Annotated in this window: 21 protein-coding genes, 2 tRNA genes and 3 rRNA genes; 22 read left to right on the top strand and 4 right to left on the bottom strand. The window is 37.2% G+C overall.

Annotated elements, in window-relative coordinates; genetic code table 11:
• Positions 1–21 precede the first annotated feature (21 nt).
• From OL234_RS08035 to OL234_RS08025, 3 genes are read left to right on the top strand one after another with little or no spacing between them, the layout of a single operon-like run.
• Entirely contained in the window at positions 22–846 is an 825-nt protein-coding gene (locus tag OL234_RS08035) for a YutD family protein (RefSeq protein ID WP_275468720.1), read from the top strand.
• 19 nt (positions 847–865) lie between these two features.
• Complete coding sequence (locus OL234_RS08030) at positions 866–1,630, top strand: TIGR01457 family HAD-type hydrolase (RefSeq protein ID WP_275468719.1); 765 nt, start codon at positions 866–868, stop codon at positions 1,628–1,630.
• A 3-nt stretch (positions 1,631–1,633) separates the two neighbouring features.
• Positions 1,634–2,269, top strand: a complete 636-nt coding sequence (locus OL234_RS08025; RefSeq protein ID WP_275468718.1) for a TIGR01906 family membrane protein — start codon at positions 1,634–1,636, stop codon at positions 2,267–2,269.
• Positions 2,270–2,302: 33 nt separating this feature from the next.
• On the opposite strand, the gene OL234_RS08020 is transcribed toward OL234_RS08025, so the two are convergent.
• Positions 2,303–2,791 carry a phosphatidylglycerophosphatase A family protein gene (locus OL234_RS08020; RefSeq protein ID WP_275468717.1) on the bottom strand — a complete coding sequence of 163 codons (489 nt, stop codon included), beginning with the start codon at positions 2,789–2,791 and terminating at the stop codon, positions 2,303–2,305.
• 131 nt (positions 2,792–2,922) lie between these two features.
• Positions 2,923–3,921 (bottom strand): NAD(P)/FAD-dependent oxidoreductase, encoded by a 999-nt coding sequence (locus tag OL234_RS08015; RefSeq protein WP_275468716.1) that lies wholly within the window; start codon positions 3,919–3,921, stop codon positions 2,923–2,925.
• 155 nt (positions 3,922–4,076) lie between these two features.
• Between OL234_RS08015 and OL234_RS08010 the strand changes: the two genes are divergently transcribed.
• From OL234_RS08010 to OL234_RS07980, 7 genes are all read left to right on the top strand, one after another.
• Positions 4,077–4,661 carry a peptidylprolyl isomerase gene (locus tag OL234_RS08010; protein ID WP_275468715.1) on the top strand — a complete coding sequence of 195 codons (585 nt, stop codon included), beginning with the start codon at positions 4,077–4,079 and terminating at the stop codon, positions 4,659–4,661.
• 245 nt (positions 4,662–4,906) lie between these two features.
• On the top strand, positions 4,907–5,275 hold the full coding sequence (locus tag OL234_RS08005; RefSeq protein ID WP_275468714.1) for a CvfD/Ygs/GSP13 family RNA-binding post-transcriptional regulator: 369 nt from the start codon (positions 4,907–4,909) through the stop codon (positions 5,273–5,275).
• 34 nt (positions 5,276–5,309) lie between these two features.
• Positions 5,310–5,723, top strand: coding sequence for a hypothetical protein (locus OL234_RS08000; RefSeq protein WP_275468713.1), 414 nt, complete (start codon positions 5,310–5,312; stop codon positions 5,721–5,723).
• 467 nt (positions 5,724–6,190) lie between these two features.
• Positions 6,191–7,747, top strand: a 16S ribosomal RNA gene (locus OL234_RS07995).
• A gap of 262 nt (positions 7,748–8,009) precedes the next feature.
• A 23S ribosomal RNA gene (locus OL234_RS07990) occupies positions 8,010–10,922 on the top strand.
• A gap of 91 nt (positions 10,923–11,013) precedes the next feature.
• A 5S ribosomal RNA gene (rrf, locus tag OL234_RS07985) occupies positions 11,014–11,129 on the top strand.
• The 16S, 23S and 5S rRNA genes sit together here with 1 tRNA gene alongside, the layout of an rRNA operon.
• A gap of 47 nt (positions 11,130–11,176) precedes the next feature.
• Positions 11,177–11,250: transfer RNA gene (locus OL234_RS07980), tRNA-Asn, on the top strand.
• A gap of 167 nt (positions 11,251–11,417) precedes the next feature.
• Here the strand turns inward: OL234_RS07980 and OL234_RS07975 are convergent.
• Positions 11,418–11,490, bottom strand: a tRNA-Thr gene (locus OL234_RS07975).
• A 169-nt stretch (positions 11,491–11,659) separates the two neighbouring features.
• Here OL234_RS07975 and OL234_RS07970 point away from each other — a divergent pair.
• From OL234_RS07970 to OL234_RS07935, 8 genes are all read left to right on the top strand, one after another.
• Complete coding sequence (locus OL234_RS07970) at positions 11,660–12,994, top strand: C1 family peptidase (RefSeq protein ID WP_275468712.1); 1,335 nt, start codon at positions 11,660–11,662, stop codon at positions 12,992–12,994.
• 227 nt (positions 12,995–13,221) lie between these two features.
• Positions 13,222–14,400: an endolytic transglycosylase MltG gene (gene mltG / locus OL234_RS07965; RefSeq protein ID WP_275468711.1), complete on the top strand. Its 1,179-nt coding sequence runs from the start codon at positions 13,222–13,224 to the stop codon at positions 14,398–14,400.
• A 157-nt stretch (positions 14,401–14,557) separates the two neighbouring features.
• Positions 14,558–15,031: a transcription elongation factor GreA gene (greA, locus tag OL234_RS07960; protein ID WP_275468710.1), complete on the top strand. Its 474-nt coding sequence runs from the start codon at positions 14,558–14,560 to the stop codon at positions 15,029–15,031.
• 166 nt (positions 15,032–15,197) lie between these two features.
• Positions 15,198–15,932: a cell wall-active antibiotics response protein LiaF gene (gene liaF, locus OL234_RS07955; RefSeq protein ID WP_275468709.1), complete on the top strand. Its 735-nt coding sequence runs from the start codon at positions 15,198–15,200 to the stop codon at positions 15,930–15,932.
• A complete protein-coding gene (locus tag OL234_RS07950; protein ID WP_275468708.1) occupies positions 15,929–17,008 on the top strand; it encodes a sensor histidine kinase in 1,080 nt (359 codons plus the stop codon). Before liaF ends, OL234_RS07950 begins: the two co-directional genes overlap by 4 nt.
• The gene (locus tag OL234_RS07945) at positions 17,001–17,633 is read left to right on the top strand and encodes a response regulator (protein WP_275468707.1); all 633 of its coding nucleotides are present in this window, start codon (positions 17,001–17,003) and stop codon (positions 17,631–17,633) included. The genes OL234_RS07950 and OL234_RS07945 overlap by 8 nt, the downstream gene beginning before the upstream one ends.
• Positions 17,634–17,657: 24 nt before the next feature.
• Complete coding sequence (locus OL234_RS07940) at positions 17,658–18,317, top strand: potassium channel family protein (protein WP_275468706.1); 660 nt, start codon at positions 17,658–17,660, stop codon at positions 18,315–18,317.
• 102 nt (positions 18,318–18,419) lie between these two features.
• Positions 18,420–18,716, top strand: coding sequence for a HesB/YadR/YfhF family protein (locus tag OL234_RS07935; RefSeq protein ID WP_275468705.1), 297 nt, complete (start codon positions 18,420–18,422; stop codon positions 18,714–18,716).
• Between the two features lie 24 nt (positions 18,717–18,740).
• Here the strand turns inward: OL234_RS07935 and OL234_RS07930 are convergent, their stop codons facing one another.
• The gene (locus OL234_RS07930; protein ID WP_275468704.1) at positions 18,741–19,544 is read right to left on the bottom strand and encodes a DUF1189 domain-containing protein; all 804 of its coding nucleotides are present in this window, start codon (positions 19,542–19,544) and stop codon (positions 18,741–18,743) included.
• Positions 19,545–19,763: 219 nt separating this feature from the next.
• Here OL234_RS07930 and OL234_RS07925 point away from each other — a divergent pair, with 219 nt between their 5' ends.
• The 4 genes from OL234_RS07925 (at position 19,764) to OL234_RS07910 (ending at position 25,538) form a co-directional block, all read left to right on the top strand.
• Positions 19,764–20,372, top strand: a complete 609-nt coding sequence (locus OL234_RS07925; protein ID WP_275468703.1) for a superoxide dismutase — start codon at positions 19,764–19,766, stop codon at positions 20,370–20,372.
• Positions 20,373–20,529: 157 nt separating this feature from the next.
• Positions 20,530–20,835 carry an Fpa/YlaN family protein gene (locus OL234_RS07920; RefSeq protein ID WP_275468702.1) on the top strand — a complete coding sequence of 102 codons (306 nt, stop codon included), beginning with the start codon at positions 20,530–20,532 and terminating at the stop codon, positions 20,833–20,835.
• 2 nt (positions 20,836–20,837) lie between these two features.
• Entirely contained in the window at positions 20,838–22,073 is a 1,236-nt protein-coding gene (locus OL234_RS07915; RefSeq protein WP_275468701.1) for an FtsW/RodA/SpoVE family cell cycle protein, read from the top strand.
• Positions 22,074–22,112: 39 nt separating this feature from the next.
• Positions 22,113–25,538, top strand: coding sequence for a pyruvate carboxylase (locus tag OL234_RS07910; RefSeq protein ID WP_275468700.1), 3,426 nt, complete (start codon positions 22,113–22,115; stop codon positions 25,536–25,538).

Here is a 25,538-nt window from a genome sequence, read left to right as displayed (position 1 = left end):
GAAAATAAGGTGGTGAAGAGCATGATGGATAAAAATGAACAAGTTGTTAGCGTAACAGATGAGCTGACTAATGAAGTAGAGTTAAAGAATAATGTAACAGAAACTTCAATAACTATTAAAAATGAAAAGCCATTTAAAGATATAGAAGGGACACCAGCTAGCCAGAGTGAACCTGAAGTAATGCCTAATTTGGAGATTAAAACTAAGAATGAAGAAAATAAAGATGATAAAAAGGAGCAAGCTCTTAAAGATAAGAAACAAAAAGTCGAGTTGTCAGAAAATGGTGAGATTTTAATTGAAGGACGACGTTATCATTTAGTAGAAAATTATCGAGAGGCTTTTGATATTGAGCAATTAAACGCTAGGTATAGTGATGTGTTAGCTCGTTATGACTTTGTAGTTGGTGATATTGGCTTTGAACAACTACGTTTAAGAGGTTTTTTCTCTGATAATCAAAAGAAAATGCCTAATGATCAACGAATAGGTTCATTACAAGATTATTTATATGAGTATTGTAATTTTGGCTGTGCGTATTTTGTCTTAGAAAGTTTAGATGCACCTGTACCAAAAGAAAATAAACCCAACCGTAGCAAACGTCAAAATCGTAATAAAAGTAAAAGTAAAAATCAACCAGCTCACATTCAAGAAAAACAAGGGCGAACCCATACGCCTAACGTAAAAAATAAAACGACTAAAAAATCCCCTATCATAAAAAATCGTCGTGAGCGTGAAATAGACGAGGAGAAAAAAAGTCGCCCAGAAACTGCCCCTAAAAAACATAATAGTGAGGGTAAAAATGATAAACGTGGCTTTACTATTAGGCAAAAAAGTAGTGAGTCAAAATGAATAAATAAGGAGTTTTTTTATGACATATCAAGGTTATTTGATTGATTTAGATGGTACAATTTACTTAGGGAAAGAACCGATACCAGCAGGTAAAAGATTTGTTGAAAGGTTACAGGCGAAGAATATTCCTTTTTTATTTGTTACGAACAATACAACTAAGAAGCCCGAAATGGTTCAGATGCGTTTGGCGGAAGAGTTTGGTATTGACGTTTCTGCGGAGCTCATTTATACAGCAGCTTTGGCAACCGTTGATTATCTGGATGAAAAAGCGCTAGGTAAAAAAGTTTATGTGATTGGTGAGTCTGGTTTGATTGATACAATTAGAGAAGCTGATTACATCTGGGAAGAAGAGCAGCCAGATTACGTGGTAGTTGGCTTAGATACAGCTGTTACGTATGAACAATTGGCTAAAGCAACCTTAGCAATTCAAAAAGGAGCACATTTTATTGGCACTAATCCAGATAAAAATATTCCTACAGAGCGTGGCTTAATGCCTGGCGCAGGCTCTTTAATTGCGCTACTGGAGACTGCTACGCGAGTAAAGTCTGTTATTATAGGCAAGCCAGAGGCAGTTATCATGGATGGCGCATTAAAAAAAATAGGATTGGCTAAAGAAGCTGTTGTGATGGTAGGGGATAATTATGAAACTGATATTCAATCTGGAATTAAAAATGAAATTGCAAGTTTGTTAGTCTTAACTGGTTTTACTCAAAAAGAAGACATCCCTAACTTACCTGTAGCGCCAACACATATTGTTGATAGTTTAGATGATTGGCAGGTTTAGTGTATGTTTAAAAGTAACAACTATCACAAGTTAGGAATGTTATCGTTGTTTTTAACCATTATTACGGTTGTTATAACTGTGACTATTAATGCTTACCCACTGTATGTATTTGAAGTGAAGTATCTAAATTTATTAGACTGGGTTGATTTGAGTCAGTCCGAATTATTAACTAATTATCGTCAGTTAATGGGATATTTAAACATACCGTGGCATCAAGAATTGATCCTGACAGATTTTCCAGTATCCGCTTCAGGTGCACTTCATTTTTATGAAGTGAAAAAATTATTTATGCTCAATTATAGTATTTTATTAGTAACTATTATACCAACGATATTATTTTGTATAAATTTAGTTAAAACAAACCAGATATGGCGTTTGGTGATGCCTTTTAGAGTAGCAGCAATGGTCCCAGTTGTTTTGGGATTTGTTATGTTAATGGGATTTGATCAATTTTTTGTTGGATTTCACAGCTTATTTTTTAATAATGATGCTTGGCTGTTTGATCCTGTAACGGATCCTATAATTAATGTATTGCCAGAAACATATTTTATGCACTGTTTTATTTTAGGGTTTGGACTGTTGGAATTAATTTTATTATTGGGTATATATTTTGGGAAAAAGACACTGCGCAGTTTATAAAAAAAAAACGATGCCCAAAGGGCATCGTTTTTTTTAATCGGCTTGTGCATGAGCTATTCGACTAGCGGCTGCAGCAGCTATAGCGCCCACAATATCATCTAAAAAGGTGTGAACATTTTGACCGTCATGAGCATTTAATTTTTTAAGAATACCAGGCTTCACCTTATCAATATAACCGTAGTTGGTAAAACCGATTGAACCATAGACATTAACAATGGAAAGAGCCATAATTTCATCAATGCCATATAGACCTTCATCTTCAGTTAAAATTTCTTGAAGTGGGCTTAGTAGTTTTTTATCTTCAGCTAATATATCTAACTGTATCCCTGTGATAATAGTATTTTGAACTTCACGTTTTTTTAAAACAGCTTTGACATTTTCTTCACAGGTCTCCAAAGTTAGGTCGTCGACATAATCTTTTTGTAAAAAGAGTACAAGTTCGGCAATATCTTTTAAACTAACGCCACGTTGATTTAATAGTTCTAAAGCTTTTTGTTCTAGAATATTAATATTAGTAACCATGTTAAAACCTTCTTTCATTTACTATGATGTCACGAGTAATGACTCATAGATATAAGTTATCATATAAAGTTAGTAATCAAATTAATGGTACCGTTTAATAGTACTGTGTGCTTATTTATAATGCAAGCAATTTACTTTTCAGAAAATAAACTAGTACTGTGTGCTGGTTGGCGTCTGGCGTCTGGCTTAATAAAGTATAGGGCATTGTTGACAGCAGTAGGTGCTTCACCAAAACCGGTGGCTATTAATTTAACTTTTCCTTCATAAGTACAAATATCTCCCGCTGCATAGACTCCTGGGATATTGGTTGACATGTCACTATTGACCTTTATTGCTTGACGGTTTAAATCAAGTTCCCAGTTATTAATTTCACCTAGATGAGAAAGAAAACCGTAGTTGATAACCATGTGATCAGCTACTAAAGATTCTATTTCACCAGTTTTAGGGTTTTTTAAAATGATTTCTTCAAGCTCGGTATCAATATGTTTTAAAGAATCAATAATAAAAGGTGTTTTGACGTTGACCTGTGACTGTTTTAGCAGTTCAATGCTATGTTCGTGAGCTCTAAAATTGGGACGGCGATGTACTAACGTGACTGATTTTGCAAGTGGTTCTAGCATCAACGCCCAATCAATAGCAGAATCGCCTCCACCACAAATAACGACATCTTGATTTTTAAATTTATCTGCTTGCGTTACAAAATAATGAAGAGAGGCTCCTTCAAGAGTTTCATCATACTCTATTTGTAGCTTTCTAGGCTGAAAGGCACCGTTGCCGGCGGTTATAATGACGCTTTTAGATAAATGAGAGCCTTCAGTAGTTTTTAATTCAATTAAGCCATCATCGCGACGTTCTAAATGAGTTACCTCTTGATTTAAGACAATCGTATGATTAAATCTTTCAATTTGAGTAGTCAAGTTATCAATTAAATCACATGCCTTGATTGATGGATAACCAGGTATATCATAAATTTCCTTTTCTGGATAAAGGAGAGCAAGCTGACCTCCTAATTGTGGTAGTGTTTCAATGACCTTTGTCTTAGCTTGGCGCATTCCAGCATAGAAAGCTGCAAAAAGACCGGCGGGGCCTCCACCGATAATAGTAATATCGTAAATGTCTTGTTCTGACATGGTTAGTTCCTCCTTAGTAATAGATAGAATCGACTCATAGTATAGAATATTTAGACGAATAACGACACAAATTTGCCTTATTAAGTAAAATAGATAGAAAAATTGTTCCTTTTTAGGTATGATATAGAAGTATAAAAATCTAGGAGGAATTTAAAATGACATATCCACAACTTAATTTACAAGAAGCTGAAGGAACAGTAGTAACAATGAAGACTAATAAAGGTGATATTAGCTTCAAATTATTTGATGATATCGCCCCTAAAACCGTTGCTAACTTTGTAGGGTTAGCTAAAAAAGGTTATTACGATGGTGTTATTTTCCATCGTGTTATTCCAGACTTTATGATTCAAGGTGGGGACCCAACAGGAACTGGTATGGGCGGAGAAAGTATTTATGGAGAGTCATTTGAAGATGAATTTTCAAGTAAAGTATTTAATTTACGTGGTGCTTTATCAATGGCTAATGCTGGACCAAATACCAACGGAAGCCAATTCTTTATTGTTCAAAATAAAAATGTGCCAAGTAATATGTTAGGGCAATTAACAGAAGCAGGTTTCCCTGATGACATTATTACTGAATATGGTAAAGGTGGAACGCCATGGTTGGATTCACGTCATACTGTTTTTGGACACGTCCTTGAAGGAATGGATGTTGTTGATGAAATTGGTAGCGTACAACGTGGACCGCAAGACCGTCCCGTATATGACATAGTAATTGAAGCTATTGAAATTGCTGAATAGAGTTATTTATACGGTCAATCTTATTAGACAAGATGAGCTACTAGTACTATAGAAGGAATGTCTATTATATAATAGGTATTGATTCAATTTATTTTTACTAAGCCTGCTGTCATAACAATATAAACAAAAACAAGAATACTCCGAGTGAGTGTTCTTGTTTTTGTTTATATTAAAAGGCAGTTTTTGAAATTTAGGACTAAGTGGCGTATAATAAAAAAAATAAGAAGGAAAGAGAGGGTCAGATTATGACATTTAGAATAGGTATGGAAGTTAATGGAATTGTAACTGGCGTACAACCTTACGGCGCTTTTATTTCTTTAGATGATAAGACACAAGGGTTGATCCATATATCAGAGGTAAAGCATGGTTTTATAAAAAGTATTGCAGATGTTTTAGCAGTGAATGATGAAGTAAAAGTTAAAATTATAGATATAGATGAGTATTCTCAAAAAATCAGTTTATCAATGAGGGCGTTAGATCCCAAAGCACCCATCTCACCTTATAAAAGAAAAACATATTTTACTAACCGAAAAAAGAAAATTGGATTTGAAACTTTGGAAGAGCAATTACCTGTCTGGGTTCAAGAGTCTATGAAAGAGTTAACTGGAAAATAAGGGTGATATTTTACTGAAAATGTGCTATCATTTGATGTATTGTTATGAAAATTCATTGAAAATAGAGGTGGAAGTTTTGAGTTGCCAATTAGTCGCTGGTACCGTCATCTTAAGTAGTTCAAATGGCGAGAAGAAATTTTTAGTAAAAAAAACTGAAAGTGATTTTGATTTTATTACGACATCAATGAACGACGAAATAACTAGTCTAGCTAGTATTTTACAAGAATTAAAAACAGAGGCAATGATGGATGTTAGTTCAATCGATTTAGTCGAGTTAACTAATGTCAGCATTGATGAACAGAAGATGCCATTATTTGTTTTTGAAATGAATGAAATAAGCTATCAAAAAAATGAAGAATTAGGAAATGGTTTTACATGGGAAACACCTAAGACTTTTAGAGAAGTACTAACAAAATTTAATGTATCAGGGGTACCAATTTTTGAATAAATGCAGATAGGTCATGGACCTGTTTGCTTTTTTTATAACAGTAAAAAAAGTATTGACAGTTAATCAGCTAGGTGTTATTCTAATTAGGTTGCTAAAACAACAACGAAATGTTTTTGTAACAGAATTTTAAAAAGAATGTCACAAAGTTGTTGACAACAACAACTAAGCATGATATTATGATTAAGTTGCTAAAACAAGTCGCAAGGCTTCGTTGAAACAACTCAAAAAAATATTTCAAAAAGTTGTTGACAATGACAACTAAACATGATATTATAAATGAGTTGCTAAAGCGACAAGATTTAGACCTTTGAAAACTGAACAAAGTAAGACGAACCAAACGTGTAGGATGTTATCTTTTAGTAAGATAACAACACAAAAATTTTTATCAGTTTTATATCAAAACTGTATAGTGAAGTAATTCGCTAGCAATCATTAATGAGCTAAAGACTTCGGTCTTAATCATAACTTTTATTGAGAGTTTGATCCTGGCTCAGGACGAACGCTGGCGGCGTGCCTAATACATGCAAGTCGAACGCTTCTTCGAAAGGTGCTTGCACCTTTCATATAAGAAGAGTGGCGGACGGGTGAGTAACACGTGGGTAACCTACCCTTCAGCGGGGGATAACACTTGGAAACAGGTGCTAATACCGCATAATTGGTTTTGCCGCATGGCAAAACTATGAAAGACGCTTTCGGGTGTCACTGAAGGATGGACCCGCGCCGCATTAGTTAGTTGGTGAGGTAATGGCTCACCAAGACGATGATGCGTAGCCGACCTGAGAGGGTGATCGGCCACACTGGGACTGAGACACGGCCCAGACTCCTACGGGAGGCAGCAGTAGGGAATCTTCGGCAATGGACGAAAGTCTGACCGAGCAACGCCGCGTGAGTGAAGAAGGTTTTCGGATCGTAAAACTCTGTTGTTAGAGAAGAACAAGTGGGAGAGTAACTGTTCCCACCTTGACGGTATCTAACCAGAAAGCCACGGCTAACTACGTGCCAGCAGCCGCGGTAATACGTAGGTGGCAAGCGTTGTCCGGATTTATTGGGCGTAAAGCGAGCGCAGGTGGTTCTTTAAGTCTGATGTGAAAGCCCCCGGCTCAACCGGGGAGGGTCATTGGAAACTGGAGAACTTGAGTGCAGAAGAGGAGAGTGGAATTCCATGTGTAGCGGTGAAATGCGTAGATATATGGAGGAACACCAGTGGCGAAGGCGACTCTCTGGTCTGTAACTGACACTGAGGCTCGAAAGCGTGGGGAGCAAACAGGATTAGATACCCTGGTAGTCCACGCCGTAAACGATGAGTGCTAAGTGTTGGAGGGTTTCCGCCCTTCAGTGCTGCAGTTAACGCATTAAGCACTCCGCCTGGGGAGTACGGTCGCAAGACTGAAACTCAAAGGAATTGACGGGGGCCCGCACAAGCGGTGGAGCATGTGGTTTAATTCGAAGCAACGCGAAGAACCTTACCAGGTCTTGACATCCTTTGACCACTCTAGAGATAGAGCTTTCCCTTCGGGGACAAAGTGACAGGTGGTGCATGGTTGTCGTCAGCTCGTGTCGTGAGATGTTGGGTTAAGTCCCGCAACGAGCGCAACCCCTATTGTTAGTTGCCATCATTAAGTTGGGCACTCTAGCGAGACTGCCGGTGATAAACCGGAGGAAGGTGGGGATGACGTCAAATCATCATGCCCCTTATGACCTGGGCTACACACGTGCTACAATGGATGGTACAACGAGTCGCAAGGTCGCGAGGCCAAGCTAATCTCTTAAAGCCATTCTCAGTTCGGATTGTAGGCTGCAACTCGCCTACATGAAGCCGGAATCGCTAGTAATCGCGGATCAGAACGCCGCGGTGAATACGTTCCCGGGCCTTGTACACACCGCCCGTCACACCACGAGAGTTTGTAACACCCGAAGTCGGTGAGGTAACCTTTTGGAGCCAGCCGCCTAAGGTGGGATAGATGATTGGGGTGAAGTCGTAACAAGGTAGCCGTATCGGAAGGTGCGGCTGGATCACCTCCTTTCTAAGGAATATAACGGAATCCTACAGGTAAGTCACTTTGTTCAGTTTTGAGAGGTCTACTCTCAAACTTATTGTTCATTGAAAACTGGATAGTTAAAGATATAATTAATCAAAACAAACCGAGAACACCGCGTTGATGATAAGTACATTAGTACTATTCATAAGAGTTTTTAAACAAAGTTCAAAACGCTGTTTAAAGGATTGATGGAGCATGTATCGCTACATGTGGAAATCAAAAATCTAACAACATTGTTAGTAAATTAGGTTAAGTTAATAAGGGCGCACGGTGGATGCCTTGGCACTAGAAGACGATGAAGGACGGGACTAACTCCGATATGCTTTGGGGAGCTGTAAGTAAGCTATGATCCAGAGATTTCCGAATGGGGAAACCCGGCAGCTGTTATAGGCTGTCATCATATACTGAATACATAGGTATATGAGGTGAGACGCAGAGAACTGAAACATCTAAGTACCTGCAGGAAGAGAAAGAAAATTCGATTACCTTAGTAGCGGCGAGCGAAACGGTAAGAGCCCAAACCAAGAAGCTTGCTTCTTGGGGTTGTAGGACTCAAATATGGTAGTTGTGATGGATAGTCGAATCGACCTGGAAAGGTCAGCCGTAGTGGGTAAAAGCCCCGTAGGCGAAATTGATCACACACCTATGAGTATCCTGAGTACGGCGGAACACGAGAAATTCCGTCGGAATCCGCGGGGACCATCCCGCAAGGCTAAATACTCTCTAGTGACCGATAGTGAACCAGTACCGTGAGGGAAAGGTGAAAAGCACCCCGGGAGGGGAGTGAAATAGATCCTGAAACCGTGTGCCTACAACAAGTCAAAGCCCGTTAATGGGTGATGGCGTGCCTTTTGTAGAATGAACCGGCGAGTTACGATAGCATGCGAGGTTAAGATGAAGAGTCGGAGCCGTAGCGAAAGCGAGTCTGAATAGGGCGTTTGAGTATGTTGTCGTAGACCCGAAACCATGTGATCTACCCATGGCCAGGTTGAAGGTGCGGTAAAACGCACTGGAGGACCGAACCCACGTACGTTGAAAAGTGCGGGGATGAGCTGTGGGTAGCGGAGAAATTCCAATCGAACTTGGAGATAGCTGGTTCTCTCCGAAATAGCTTTAGGGCTAGCCTCGGATTAAGAATGATGGAGGTAGAGCCACTGTTTGGACTAGGGGCCCATCTCGGGTTACCGAATTCAGATAAACTCCGAATGCCATCCATTCATATCCGGGAGTCAGACTGCGAGTGATAAGATCCGTAGTCGAAAGGGAAACAGCCCAGACCACCAGCTAAGGTCCCAAAATATATGTTAAGTGGAAAAGGATGTGGGGTTGCACAGACAACTAGGATGTTGGCTTAGAAGCAGCCACCATTTAAAGAGTGCGTAATAGCTCACTAGTCGAGTGACCCTGCGCCGAAAATGTACCGGGGCTAAACATATTACCGAAGCTGTGGAATGTACTTTTGTACATTGGTAGGAGAGCGTTCTAAGGGCGTCGAAGGTAGATCGTGAGGACTACTGGAGCGCTTAGAAGTGAGAATGCCGGTATGAGTAGCGAAAGACAGGTGAGAATCCTGTCCACCGTATGACTAAGGTTTCCTGGGGAAGGCTCGTCCTCCCAGGGTTAGTCGGGACCTAAGCCGAGGCCGATAGGCGTAGGCGATGGACAACAGGTTGATATTCCTGTACCAGTAGTATTTGTTTGACCAATGGAGGGACGCAGTAGGCTAAGAAATCCACACGACTGGAAGTGTGTGGCCAAGCAACAAGTCTTGATGTGAGTAAAATGCTTACGTCTTCAAGGACAAGTTGTGATGGGGAGGGAAATAAAGTACCGAAGTTTCTGATGTCACACTGCCAAGAAAAGCTTCTAGTTAGAATACAACTGCCCGTACCGCAAACCGACACAGGTAGTCGAGGCGAGTAGCCTAAGGTGAGCGAGCGAACTCTCGTTAAGGAACTCGGCAAAATGACCCCGTAACTTCGGGAGAAGGGGTGCTGGTCTCCGGACCAGCCGCAGTGAATAGGCCCAAGCGACTGTTTATCAAAAACACAGGTCTCTGCAAAATCGAAAGATGACGTATAGGGGCTGACGCCTGCCCGGTGCTGGAAGGTTAAGAGGATGGGTTAGCTTTATGCGAAGCTCAGAATTGAAGCCCCAGTAAACGGCGGCCGTAACTATAACGGTCCTAAGGTAGCGAAATTCCTTGTCGGGTAAGTTCCGACCCGCACGAAAGGCGTAACGATTTGGGCACTGTCTCAACGAGAGACTCGGTGAAATTTTAGTACCTGTGAAGATGCAGGTTACCCGCGACAGGACGGAAAGACCCCATGGAGCTTTACTGTAGTTTGATATTGAATGTTTGTGACACATGTACAGGATAGGTAGGAGCCGTAGAGCTCGGTACGCTAGTATCGAAGGAGGCGTTGGTGGGATACTACCCTTGTGTTATGACCATTCTAACCCGCGCCACTTATCGTGGCGGGAGACAGTGTCAGATGGGCAGTTTGACTGGGGCGGTCGCCTCCTAAAGAGTAACGGAGGCGCTCAAAGGTTCCCTCAGAATGGTTGGAAATCATTCGTAGAGTGCAAAGGCATAAGGGAGCTTGACTGCGAGACCTACAAGTCGAGCAGGGTCGAAAGACGGACTTAGTGATCCGGTGGTTCCGCATGGAAGGGCCATCGCTCAACGGATAAAAGCTACCCTGGGGATAACAGGCTTATCTCCCCCAAGAGTCCACATCGACGGGGAGGTTTGGCACCTCGATGTCGGCTCGTCGCATCCTGGGGCTGTAGTCGGTCCCAAGGGTTGGGCTGTTCGCCCATTAAAGCGGCACGCGAGCTGGGTTCAGAACGTCGTGAGACAGTTCGGTCCCTATCCGTCGCGGGCGTAGGAAATTTGAGAGGAGCTGTCCTTAGTACGAGAGGACCGGGATGGACACACCGCTGGTGTACCAGTTGTTCTGCCAAGGGCATTGCTGGGTAGCTACGTGTGGACGGGATAAACGCTGAAAGCATCTAAGCGTGAAGCCCCCCTCAAGATGAGATTTCCCATTTCTTCGGAAAGTAAGACCCCTGAGAGACGATCAGGTAGATAGGCTAGGAGTGGAAGTACAGTGATGTATGGAGCGGACTAGTACTAATCGGTCGAGGACTTAACCAAGAATTTAAACGTAGGATCAAGGAATGTTTTGATTAAGCTTTAACATCCAGTTTTGAGTGAGCAATTACTCAATTTAATAAATATCTAAGAGTGTGGTGATGATGGCAAGAAGGATACACCTGTTCCCATGCCGAACACAGAAGTTAAGCTTCTTAGCGCCGATGGTAGTTGGGGGTTTCCCCCTGTGAGAGTAGGACGTCGCCACGCTTAGATATTATTAAGACTAAACTCAAGTGGGTTTATTTTTATATTATTCCGGCATAGCTCAGTTGGTAGTAGCGCATGACTGTTAATCATGATGTCGTAGGTTCGAGTCCTACTGCCGGAGCTGAGAAGACACTATTATATAGTGTTTTTTTTTTATTGAATTTTATTGAAAATGAACAATATAGTATCGAAAGTAATCTGATGTATGATTGAATAAGTTAAAAGATAAATGCTTGATACTATTTAAGTAGCTAAAAAGGAGACTCTAATCAGAGTCTCCTTTTTTTAAGCCACCTGCCGGATTTGAACCGGCGACCCCTACCTTACCATGGTAGTGCTCTACCTACTGAGCTAAGGTGGCATGTTATTAATCATGAATAGTTAAAATATACAATCTTTCTAGAACTTTGTCAAGATAGAGTTCTAGAAATAAGGACTAATTGGAATATTTATTAGTTATTATTGGCATGTACCTAAAAAAAAGAGTACAATTAAGAAGTATTAAAATTGTATGAGAAAGGGATGACATAATGAGTAAAGAAATAAAACTAGAGGTCATTGAGCAATTTTCCGAGGAGTTCAAATCATGTTCTAAACGTATGCTTAGCCAACGTGCAGTTATTAAAAATGGAATTTTAGCCACTTCTGAAAATCAATCTTCGATTATAGCAAATACACCAGTATTTTCAATTGATTTAGAGACAGGCGGGGTAGCAAACCAGAAGCAAAGTGGACGTTGTTGGATGTTTGCAGCTTTAAATACTTTTCGCCATCAAATTGCGAATAATTTCAAATTAAAAGACTTTGAATTATCACAAAATCATACGTTTTTCTGGGATAAATTTGAAAAAGCAAATTATTTTTATGAAAATATTATTAAAACAGGTTCTGATGATTTGACAAGTAGGAAGGTTGCTTTTCTTTTACAAACACCACAACAAGATGGTGGTCAGTGGGATATGTTAGTCGCTCTGATTCAAAAATATGGTATTGTACCTAAGGTCATCATGCCAGAGACTATTAGTAGTTCTGCTTCAAAAGAACTTAATAGCTATTTGAATAAAAAAATGCGAAAAGATGCCATTACTTTGCGCCAATTAGTGAGCAATAATGCCAATCGCTCAGAATTAGATAAAGCTAAAGAGGATATGCTTGCTGGTATTTATCGTATATTGGCAACGGCTTTAGGGACACCACCAACGACTTTTGATTTTGAGTATAGAGACTCAGAAGGCGAGTATCATTTAGAAAAAAATCTTACTCCTAAGAGTTTTTATGATAAATTTGTAGCTGTAGACTTAAATGAGTATGTCAGCATCATAAATGCTCCTACTGAGGACAAACCTTACAATAAGGTGTATACGGTTGAAATGCTTGGAAACGTTGTAGGAGGCAAAGAGGTTCGCCATTTGAATGTTGATATGGCAACTTTTAAAGAACTAGCGATTGCCCAACTGAAAGCTGGAGAATCGGTTTGGTATGGTTGTGATGTTGGTCAATCTTCTACTAGAGATTCTGGTATTATGGCAACAGATATATTTGATGTTGATGCAACCTTAGGTGTTGATTTTACTATGAGTAAAGCTGAACGTTTGGATTTTGGTGAGAGTCTAATGACTCATGCTATGGTCTTGACTGGGGTTGATCTTGTAGAAGGTAAGTCTACTAAATGGAAAGTTGAAAATAGTTGGGGCGATAAGGTTGGGACTAAAGGCTACTTTGTGATGAGTGATGCTTGGATGGATGAGTATACTTATCAAATTGTAGTTCGTAAAGAATTTTTATCAACTGAATTAAAGGCAATTATCGAAGGTGATGAGGCGAAAGTGCTAGCACCATGGGATCCAATGGGCGCTTTGGCATAAAAGTAAAATAAAAAAGGAAGTTATTTCACTGTCAAGTAGAGTAACTTTCTTTTTTATTTTTTTTACAAATAAAGTTAATTTACTACTTTCTTTTTAATTATAAAATATAAAGATGAACGCTTATTTTTTACTTTTATATTAAGATAATCAAAATAAATTTTAATTTGGTGATCTTTCATGTATAATAGAAAAAGTATGCAGTAAACAAGTAGTGAGGAGGTTTCATTTTGGGACAAAACGATAATAAATACCCAGATGAAAAAAATTATTCAGACAAAGAGGCCGCAAAAGAAGCAAGTAAAAATCGTGCGTCATCTAGACAAAAAGAAAATTCATTAGTTAGAAAAATTGTGACATTTGTAATATTAGCCCTTGTAGTTATTTTGATTGTATTAGGTTTTAGTTTTTATAAATTTTGGCAAGATGGCTTAAAACCATTGGATCCAGATAATAAAAAAGTTGTGCAAATTGAAATACCAATTGGGACAAGTAATAAGGGAATTGGGGCAATACTTGAAAAAGAAAAAATTATTAAGAGTGGTTTAGTCTTTAGTTACTACGTCAAAACTAATAATATTACTGATTTTAAAGGCGGTTATTATCAAATGTCCCCTAATATGAAATTGAGTGATATTAGTAGTTTATTAAAACAAGGTGGGTCAGAAGAACCTTCTAAATTAGCTGATGCTCGATTAACTATTCCAGAAGGATCTTCTATTAAACAAATTGCTAAATTAGTCAGTGATAACACGGATATTAAAAAAGATGAGTTTCTAAAATTGATGAAAGATGATGCTTTTTTCAATGAATTATACGAGCAGTATCCAAAATTATTAGAAAGTGTCAAGGATGCTAAAGATGTACGTTATCGTTTAGAAGGCTATTTATTCCCAGCGACTTATAATTACTATAAGAAGAATGATTTGAAAGATTTTGTCTCTCAAATGGTAGGAAAAACAAATGACGTGATAGAGGCTAGAGAGGCTGATTTAGTTGCTAGTCATTTAACAACACAAGAAATGTTAACTTTAGCGTCATTAGTTGAAAAAGAAGGGGTTGAAGAGGGAGATCGTCGAAAAATTGCACAAGTCTTTTTAAATCGTATTAAAGAAAAGATGCCGCTGCAATCAGACATATCTATCTTATATGCAATGGATGAGCATAAGGTCCATTTGTCAATTAAAGATACTCAAGTTGACTCACCGTACAATTTATACGTTAATACAGGATTTGGACCAGGTCCTTTTAATAATCCAAGTGAGCAGGCAATAGATGCTGTTTTAAATCCAGAAAAAAATGATTACTTATATTTCTTGGCAGATGTTAGCACTCATAAAGTTTACTTTGCCAAAACATATGATGAACACTTAGTTTTAAAAGAAAAGTATATTGATAGCAAAGAATAATTAAATTGTTGTTAATAAAAGAAGGTTAGGCTATTTACAATTATAGTAACTCATGGTAACCTTTGGTGTATAAATTTTATGAATAGCTTTTCTAGTGTAATTATTCTAGAAAAGCTATTCATATTACATAAAATGTATCTTTTAAAGGAGCAGGAACATGGTAGAAAAAGTATATCCAATGACTGTTGAAGGTAAAGAAAAGTTAGAACAAGAGTTAGAGGAACTAAAAACAGTTAAAAGAAAAGAAATTGTCGAACGTATCAAAATTGCTCGTAGTTTTGGTGACCTATCTGAAAATTCAGAATATGAATCAGCGAAAGATGAGCAAGCGTTTACAGAAGGGCGCATTACTACTTTAGAGAATATGATTCGTTTTGCACAAATCATTGACAATAATAATGTTAACGCTAATGAAGTATCGTTAGGACGCACAGTGACGTTTGTTGAATTACCCGATGGAGATCAAGAAGAATATACGATTGTTGGAAGTGCAGAAGCAGATCCTCTATCAGGTAAAATTTCAAATGATTCACCGATTGCCAAAGCATTAATTGGCAAAGAATTAGATGAAGAGGTAACAATTAGCACTCCTGGCGGAGATATGCAAGTTAAGATTGTTAAAATTTCATAGAAATTAATTTAGCTTAAGTTAAACAGTCTGGGACGTTTGTCCCGGACTATTTTTATGTAATCGGTCGGAAGTTGTAGTAATTAATCCATCTTAAGTGACTTTCTAATTATTAGCAAACTAGGTATAATAAATAAAGGTAAAATACATGTCAGATAGGAGTGTATATATGAAGAGCTCATGGAAATTTTTTATGATCATTGAATCGTTGCTATTAATTTTAGCCGGTTATCAATTATTTAAAAACCCACCAGCATTAGTATTATTAGTGGTAGCTATTATTAACCTGATTTATGCGATAAAAAAAGAACGAAGAACATCTTTTAATCAATTTCAAATGATTGTTAGCTTAGTAGTGATTATATTGAGTTTATTGATTAGCAGTCCTATTATTTGGATAATGTTAGTCTTTGCTGTAATATTTATAGGACTCAAAGGAGTGGAGGTTTCAGGCGTTTCGTTTTTCCAAAATGCGCCGTGGCATAAAAAACAAATGGTGATGGTGGAAACAACCGAAACTGATCCTAAAAATGGTCGTCGGTTTAAACGTCCTTGGATAGGTAATCAAAGAATTGGGAGTAATATTTATGAATGGGACGATATTAATTTTACCATTATATCAGGAGATACTATTGTTGATTTAGGAAATACTTTATTGCCAAAGACAGATAATGTTATTTTAATCCGTAAAGGATTTGGACGTACAAGAGTATTGGTTCCAGTTGGAGTGGGTATCGTCTTAGAACATTCAAGTTTATTAGGAAATGTTAAATTTGAAGGTGAATTTTATCGTGTTAAAAACGAATCAATTAAGGCATACAGCGAAGATTATGATGAGAGTAATCGACGGTTAAAAATTATAACAAGTACGTTGATGGGGGATGTGGAGGTCATTCGCATATGATATCAAAAATAACAAGGCCCTTGCTATTTTTATATACCTTTATCTTTACAAATATTATCTTATTGTTAACTTTGTACGCTAGTTACTATGCTCAACATCAAAAACGTTGGTTATTGGAATTATTGCGTGCTAAAATATTTCATATACCATTGCTTGCGTATGTTTTAGTTATTTCCTTAGTAGTAAGTTTTATTGTATTTTTAACAGTTTATTTCGTGAGACGAACACAATATGGTAGAATTGAAGAGAAAGTTCGGCTACTTGCTAGTGGTAATTATGATAATAACTTGTTATTTAAAGGGATTTTAGGATCTGAAAATGATCCATATATCCATGAAATCGATAAAGATTTAACGAAGGTTCATGGTAGTTTAAAAAGAATGTCAACAGAGCTACAACAAATTGCAGCAAGACCTGAGTTGGTTGATGGGGAAACCAAAGAACAAATTGTTGAAGCTGAGCGTCATCGTTTAGCTAGAGAACTTCATGACTCTGTTAGTCAGCAATTATTTGCAGCTAGCATGATGATGTCTGCTTTACAAGAAGAGGCCCATAAACAAGAGGTAACCATTAGTTTAGAGAAACAAATGACAATGATTGGTTCAATTATTAATGCGTCTCAATCAGAAATGCGTGCGTTATTATTGCATTTACGTCCAGTAAGTCTAGAAGGAAAAACCTTACAAAAAGGGATTGAGCAATTATTAAGAGAATTAAAAACTAAAATTCAAATTGATTTGACTTGGGAAATTGAAGATATAACTTTGCCCAGTGGTATTGAAGATCATATTTTTAGAATAGCGCAAGAATTACTCTCAAATACGTTGAGGCATGCCAAGGCATCATCTTTAGAAGTCTATTTAAAACAGGTAGATAAAAGTATCATGTTACGTATGATTGATGATGGTGTGGGATTTGACAGCCAAGTACCTCGTGTTGGGAGTTATGGTTTAAATAATATTCAAGAGCGTGTGACGAGCATGGGCGGGACTTGTAAGATTATTAGTTTTAAAGGGAAGGGAACAAGTGTTGAAATACGTGTGCCGGTATTGGAGGAGAGTGTAAACAATGATTAAAGTACTATTGGTTGATGATCATGAAATGGTGAGGCTAGGTGTGTCATCTTATTTATCAATTCAAGAGGATATTGAAGTAGTAGGTGAAGCTGAAAATGGTCAGATAGGCTACCATAAGGCGTTAGAATTACGACCTGATATTATCTTGATGGATTTAGTGATGGATGTGATGGATGGGATTGAATCTACAAAAGCAATCTTGGCAGAATGGCCAGAGGCTAAAATTATTATTGTGACAAGTTTTATTGATGATGAAAAAGTTTATCCAGCTATTGAGGCAGGTGCGGCAGGCTATTTACTAAAAACATCAACAGCTGGAGAAATAGCCAATGCTATTCGAGCTTCTTATCGCGGTGAAAGAGTATTAGAACCTGAGGTTACGGGGAAAATGATGGAGAGAATGACCCGTAAGAATGAACCAGTCTTACATGAGGATTTGACTAATCGTGAAAATGAAATTTTATTATTGATCGCTGAAGGAAAGAGTAATCAAGAAATCGCAGATGATTTATTTATCACACTAAAAACAGTTAAAACCCATGTTTCGAATATTTTATCAAAATTAGATGTTGAGGATCGTACTCAGGCGGCAATTTATGCCTTTAAACATGGGATTGTTAAATAAAGACTTTTTGAATGGAGAATAGTAATGAAACAAAATTTTGCGATTATTGGATTAGGTCGTTTTGGTGGAAGTTTATGTGAAACATTAATTGAATCAGGGCAGGAAGTTTTGGCAATAGATCGTGATGAGGATCGCATCAATGAATATATGAATATTGCAACCCATGCGGTAGTAGCCAATGCTCAAGATGAAATGACCTTACGTTCTTTAGGTTTACGTAATTTTGAACATGTTATTGTTGCTATTGGGGAAGATATTCAAGCAAGCATCTTGGTTACTTTAATGGCTAAAGAAATGGGTGTCCCTAATGTAACAGCTAAAGCACAAGATTCTTATCATGCCAAGGTGCTGTACAAGATTGGTGCTGACAATGTTGTTCATCCTGAGAGAGATATGGGAATCAAAGTAGCTCATAACTTAGTTTCAAAAAATATTCTTGATTATTTGGAATTGTCTGATGAATATTCTTTAGCAGAGGTCAAAGTAACCAATCGAAAATTTTTTGATAAGAGCTTGGCACAGCTTGACTTTAGACAACGTTTCGGCTTAAATGTGGTGGCAATTCGTCGTGAGGGTCATTTAATTATTTCACCAATGGCAGATGAAATAGTATTTAAGGATGATTGTTTGTTATTAATCGGAGCAGATGAAGATGTTGAAAGACTGGATGAAAAAATGTCCTAATTCTTATTCTTTAATTAATAAAGTAGCATGAAGCAAAAAAAACGATTAATTACATATTTTATGCTAGAATGATGCTATTAAGAAAAGAAAGTGGGATAGCTCATGAAAATAACAGTTTCCGAGCAAGCACAGAATTGGTTTATTGAAGAATTAAATCTAACATCAGGATCTGGTATTAAGTTTTTTGGTAAATATGGTGGTTCAACTAATGTTCATAGTGGCTTTACAACAGGCATGGATATAGCACAGCCAAGTGAGGATATATTAGGTAAAACAACCGAACAAGAAATTATTTATTTCGCAGAAACATTGGATGATTGGTTTTTCCATGGTTATGATTTAGAAGTTGGTTTTGATGAAAAATTGGGTGAACCATTCTATTATTATCAGGCAAAATAAAAAACTCGCTATTAGCGAGTTTTTTTATTTTGTTTTGGTAAATGTCGGTGATGCTACTCTCATATAGATCATGAAAGTTAAGAACATAATAATCATCATGGGGCTGATACTTAGAGAGAAGAAAGATAAGACAGTTGCTAACACTGTAGGAAGTGTTGCCGAGTAAATCATAATTTTAAAAGTATCAGAAAATTTTAAAGTACCTTGTTTTAATAGACACCAGATATTTGCAAGTAGACTGATTGTTAAGAGATTAAATGCTAAATCAATCATGATTGGGATTAGTGTAACCAGACAAATAATTACAATAAAGCCAATGTTTTTAGTTGAATTGGTAAGCTGTGAGCTGATCCAAGACTTAGTCAGTAAACCATTATCAAATTTACTGTATGGTAAGGTAAGTAAGCTACGAGGTAAAAATGACGCAAGTAAATGATCGTCTGTTACAGAAAAAACTAGTTCGTGCTTCAATAATCCTAATCCCATAACATTACCAATTAAATCTCCTTGGATTGCACTAGCATCACGCTTCCCCTCAGGATCAAATGTAAAAATAAAACTATCAGTTTGGTAGATAAAGCCTGTATCCTTTTTATCTGTAGTAAGTGTGTTATTTTTCACTTCAAAATCAGGTAATTTTGTTGCAATGGTTTCGATTTCCGTTTGGAAGGTTTTGATGACTTTTGATGCTTCTAGACCAATTGGAATCATTAAAAATATACTCAATATAAAAAGGTATAAGAAAGTTTTACCAAAGCCTTTATCTTTTCCAAAAAGTAATTTTCGAGGATCTTTAAACGCTGTCATAAATAATTGTAATAAACTCATATAGTCTCCTTTGTTTCTGTCAGTAGGTCACTAGTAATTGTAAGCTTTTTTAGTAATAAATACAAGAGAGGCGGCTATCATTGCACATTAAGAGCTACTTAATTAACAAAAAAACAAAGTGTCAGGTTCTTAAAAGTAAGCATTTTTTTTGCCAACCAACTTCAGACATGATAAAGTAAAGATGTAAAATAAAACGAGATAACTTGGAGGTATTTATTTATGACTTATACATTACCAGACTTACCATACGCTTATGATGCGTTAGAACCACATATCGATGTTGAGACAATGCACTTACATCACGATAAACACCATAACACATATGTTACAAATTTAAATGCAGCGATTGAAAAATATCCAGAATTAGGACAAAAATCAATTGAAGAATTAGTAGCTGGATTAGCAACAGTACCAGCGGATATTCGTACAGCTGTACAAAACAATGGTGGAGGTCATGCCAACCACAAGTTCTTCTGGGAAATCATGGGGCCTAATGGTGGTGGCGAACCAACTGGTGATGTTAAAGTAGCTATTGAAGATGCTTTTGGTAGTTTTGAAGCAATGAAAGATCAATTCAAAACAGCGGCAACTGGCCGATTCGGTTCTGGTTGGGCATGGTTAGTTATCAACAACGGTAAATTAGAAATTATGTCTACAGCAAACCAAGATTCACCATTAACAGAAGGTAAAACACCTATCTTAGGTTTAGATGTTTGGGAACATGCTTACTATAAAAAATATAGTAATGTGCGTCCTGATTATATCAATGCTTTCTGGAACGTTGTTAATTGGGAGCAAGTAAATAAAAACTTAGCAGCTGCTAAATAAATATTACAATAAAAAACTCGGAAACTTGGTTTCCGAGTTTTTTTCTTTTGGTAAGAAAGGTTAAAGCATCTTTAATTCCTTTTAAAAATGGGGATGAGGCTGTAAAAAAAAACATCATTTGTGCTATAATAAATAAATTAGAGTAGGAGGGAAAATTGTGGAAACAGAAATTTCTAAAGACGTTGCCTTAGACGTTTTAAAAGATGAAGCAAAAAAAATTGAACAACTAATAAGTAATCAACAACATCATCTATGCATTGCCCAATGTAAAGCTTTTGAAGAAGTGGTTGATACACAAATGTATGGATTTTCTAAACAAGTAGAGTATGCCGTTCGTTTAAATATAATAACTAGCTCAGAAGGGCACAAAATTTTAGCTGATTTGGAACATAAGTTAAATTTAGTTTATAGCGATGTTTATGAAAAACAGCAAGACGGTAGTGAAAAGCAGGAGGAACGTTAGTCTTGGGTAAAAAAGCAAAGAAAATTATTTATTTAGATTATGGTATTTTAATACCATATTTAATACTAGCTGTATTAGGGATTATTATGGCTTACAGTGCGAGTTCATATCGGTTGATGAATTCTATCCCTCCTCGGGCACCGTGGTCGGATGCTTTAAAAGAGTCAGTCTTTTTAGTGATTAGTTTTGTTCTGATTATTGTCTTATATAAGATGAAAACAGAGTTATTTCAAAACAAACGATTAATTATGACCGGTATAGGGATTATCTCAATTATGTTATTTTTAACTCGTTTTACACCACTAGGTGCAGAAGTGAATGGTGCCAGGGGTTGGTTAAAATTTGGACCTCTAGGTAATATTCAGCCGGCTGAATTTTTAAAAATAATGATTGTTTGGTACTTAGCTTACATTTTTGCTAGAAGGCAAGATATCATTAAAGATAATTTTAAAAAAGCGGCCTTAGGCCCCTTATTTTTAGTTGGGTTCTTAATTTGTTTGGTATTGATCCAGCCGGATACAGGTGGAGCAGTTATTCTTTTCTTGATAGCAGCGGTATTAATTTTAGCTAGTGGCTTGAGATTTCTTTATTCAGTCTTATTCATTGGTGGGTTAGGTGTATTTGGTTACATCGGTGTTTGGGTAGTCAGTAAAATTCCACAATCAATGTATCCAAGTAGTTTTACACATGTATATGGTCGCTTTGCAAGTTACAAAGACCCTTTCTTGGACCCTTATGATTTAGGTCACCAAATGGTAAATTCTTATTATGCTATTTATCGTGGTGGTTGGTTTGGAAAAGGTTTAGGAAATAGTGTTCAGAAAAAAGGATTCTTACCTGAGGCACATTCTGACTTTATGTTTTCAATTATTTTGGAAGAATTAGGCTTAATTGTAGGTATAGGTCTATTATTATTATTGTTATTTTTAATTTTAAGAATTATTTGGATTGGTATTCAAGCGACTACAGCATTCAATTCATTGATGTGTATTGGGATCGGTGGCATGATGTTGATTCAAACTTTTGTCAATGTTGGAGGGATTACTGGTTTAATTCCACTGACAGGAGTTACTTTCCCATTTTTAAGTCAGGGTGGCTCAAGTTTGTTGACTTTGTCGATAGGGATAGGATTTGTTTTAAATATTCGTGCAAATGAGTTACGTCGTCATTATGAGGGGGATCTACAACCAAAAGCGGAAATTATTCCGATGGTTGATCGCCAACAGGTTGAAAATTAGGGATTAGATAGTCATAATTTTGAAAAGGTGGGGTTAGCTTTGAAAAAAGTATTGGTAGCAAATCGTGGGGAAATCGCCATTCGTATATTTAGAGCATGTACGGAGTTAGATATTAGAGCTGTGGGGATTTATGCATTAGAAGATGAAGATTCGATGCATCGTTTCAAAGCAGATGAGGCTTATTTAGTTGGGGAAGGAAAAAAACCAATCGAGGCCTATCTTGATATTGAAGATATTTTAAGAATCGCAAAAGAATCAGGGGTAGATGCGATTCACCCTGGTTACGGGTTATTATCTGAAAACCTTGAATTTGCTAAGAGATGTCAAGAAGAGGATATTATTTTTATTGGACCAGACTTAAAACATCTTGATATGTTTGGTGATAAGATAAAAGCGAAAGAAGCGGCGTTATCTGCAGGTATTCAGTCAATACCTGGTACAGATGGTCCAATCGCTTCAATTGATGAGGCCCTAGAGTTTGCAACTGAACATGGTTATCCAATTATGATTAAAGCTGCCTTAGGTGGCGGTGGCCGTGGTATGCGTGTAGCTCATAACGAAAAAGAAGCTAGAGAAGGATATGATCGTGCTAAAAGTGAGGCGAAAGCATCTTTTGGTAGTGATGAGGTTTATGTGGAGCGATATATTTCTAATCCTAAGCATATTGAAGTCCAAATTTTAGGAGATAGACAAGGGAATATTGTCCATCTATTTGAACGTGACTGTTCGGTTCAGCGTCGTCATCAGAAAGTCGTAGAAGTTGCACCAAGTATTTCTTTAACGCCATCATTTAGATCAGAAATTTGTGAAGCTGCAGTCCAATTAATGAATCATGTTGGCTACGTTAATGCTGGAACAGTTGAATTTTTAGTAGAAGGAGATAATTTTTATTTTATTGAGGTCAATCCACGTGTTCAAGTAGAACACACAATTACAGAACTTGTAACGGATATAGATATCGTTGTGAGTCAGTTATTAATTGCTCAAGGTAAAAATTTACATACAGAAATTGGTATTCCTAAACAAGACGAGTTGCATTTAAAAGGAGCTGCTATTCAGTGTCGTATTACAACTGAGGACCCATTAAATGATTTTATGCCAGATACTGGGGTGATTGATACATATCGCTCACCGGGGGGGTTAGGTGTTCGTCTAGATATGGGAAATGTCTATGTCGGGTCACAAATTACGCCTCACTTTGATTCTTTACTTGTTAAAGTATGTACTTTTGGAACAGATTTTGAAAAAAGTATCAACCGAATGCGCCGTGCCCTGAAAGAATTTAGAATTAGAGGGGTCAAGACGAATGTAGCCTTTTTAGAAAAAGTAATCAACCATCCAACATTTAAGTCAGGTGAAGTAACGACAACGTTTATTGATAACACACCTGAATTATTTGATTTTCCTTTATTGCGTGATAGAGGAAATAAAACGTTAAAATATATTGGAGAAGTAACAGTCAATGGTTTCCCTGGTATCGAAAAGGAAACAAAACGTTTCTTTGAGACACCACGTTTACCTAAAAAAATTATTACAAAAGAACTGACAACAGCCAAAAATATTTTAGATAGTCAAGGACCAGATGCTGTCGTGGATTGGATCAATAAGCAAGAAGAAGTTCTATTGACAGACACGACGTTTAGAGATGCGCATCAAAGTCTATTAGCAACTCGTGTAAGAACGACTGATCTTGAAAAAATAGCACGTTCGACTGAAGAAGCAATGCCAGAATTATTTTCAAGTGAAATGTGGGGGGGAGCAACTTTTGATGTGTCCTACCGCTTCTTAAAAGAAGATCCTTGGGAACGTTTGAGAGTATTGCGAGAAGCGATGCCCAATACTTTATTCCAAATGCTTTTTAGAGGATCAAATGCAGTAGGGTATCAAAACTATCCTGATAATGTAATTGAGGCCTTTATTAAGGAATCAGCGGCACAAGGAATTGATGTTTTCCGGATTTTTGATAGTCTAAATTGGTTACCACAGATGGAAAAAAGTATTCAATATGTGCGAGATACGGGTAAAATAGCTGAAGCAGCTATTTGTTATACGGGTGATATTATGGATAAATCACGCCCTAAATATGATTTAACTTACTATAAGGAAATGGCTCTTGAACTAGAGAAAATGGGTGCACACATTATAGGGATTAAAGATATGGCAGGTCTGCTTAAACCTCAAGCGGCCTATCGCTTAATTAGTGAATTAAAAGATACCGTATCATTGCCAATACATTTACATACTCATGATACTAGTGGTAATGGTATTATTACCTACTCAGCAGCTACCAAAGCTGGTGTCGATATTGTGGATGTGGCAACGAGTTCGATGAGTAGTGCGACAAGTCAACCTAGCTTAAGTAGTTTATATTATGCCTTGGTGAACGGTGAGAGAACACCTAACTTGACGATAGAAAATGTCCAACAAATTAATCACTATTGGGAAAGTGTTCGAGCTTATTACCATCCTTTTGAAAATGGAGTGAGTGCGCCTCAAACCGAAGTATATGAACATGAGATGCCTGGTGGCCAATATTCTAATCTACAACAACAAGCTAAAGCTGTTGGGCTAGGCGAACAGTGGGATGAAGTCAAAAAAATGTATGCGACTGTCAATCAAATGTTTGGGGATATCGTTAAAGTTACACCGTCATCTAAAGTTGTAGGAGATATGGCATTATTTATGGTTCAAAATAAGCTGAAAGAAGCTGATATTTATAAAAAAGGGAAAGAATTGAATTTCCCAGAATCAGTTGTTAGTTTATTTAAAGGTGACTTAGGCCAGCCGACAGGAGGTTTCCCAGAAAAATTAAAACAAATTATTTTAAATGGGAAAAATTCAATCGAGGTTCGACCTGGTAGCTTGGCAAAACCAGTTGATTTTGTAACAGTAAAAAGTGAATTAGAAGCTATTATTGGTTATGAACCAAAAGAGGAAGAAGTATTAAGTTATTTAATGTACCCGCAAGTGTTTATTGATTATCAAAAATTACATCAAGATTTTGGTGATGTGACGTTATTAGATACCCCAACTTTCTTCTATGGAATGAGACAAAACGAAACGATTCATCTAGCTATTGAAAAAGGAAAAACGTTAATTATTACTTTGGATCAAATTGGAGAACCTAATCTTGAAGGACAACGTATTTTATTCTTTACCTTTAATGGTCAACGCCGTGAAATTTTAGTTAAGGATAACAATATTAAGTCAGTCGTGATGGTTAAAGAAAAAGCTGAACCAAGTAAAAAAGAACATATTGGAGCGACAATGTCTGGTTCTGTATTAGACGTATTAGTGGGCAAAGGTCAACACGTTACGAAAGGCCAGCCGTTACTAATAACAGAAGCTATGAAGATGGAGACCATGATTCAAGCCCCCTTTGATGGTATTATTCATTCTATTCATGTTGAGTCTGGAGAGAGTATTTTATCAGGTGACTTACTAATCAAAATGAAATTTGTTTAA

Origin of the sequence: Vagococcus intermedius (assembly GCF_029144185.1) — a bacterium.
Taxonomy (GTDB): domain Bacteria; phylum Bacillota; class Bacilli; order Lactobacillales; family Vagococcaceae; genus Vagococcus_D; species Vagococcus_D intermedius.
The sequence above is the reverse complement of the archived record's forward strand: the minus strand, read 5'-3'. Positions and strand labels throughout refer to the sequence as shown.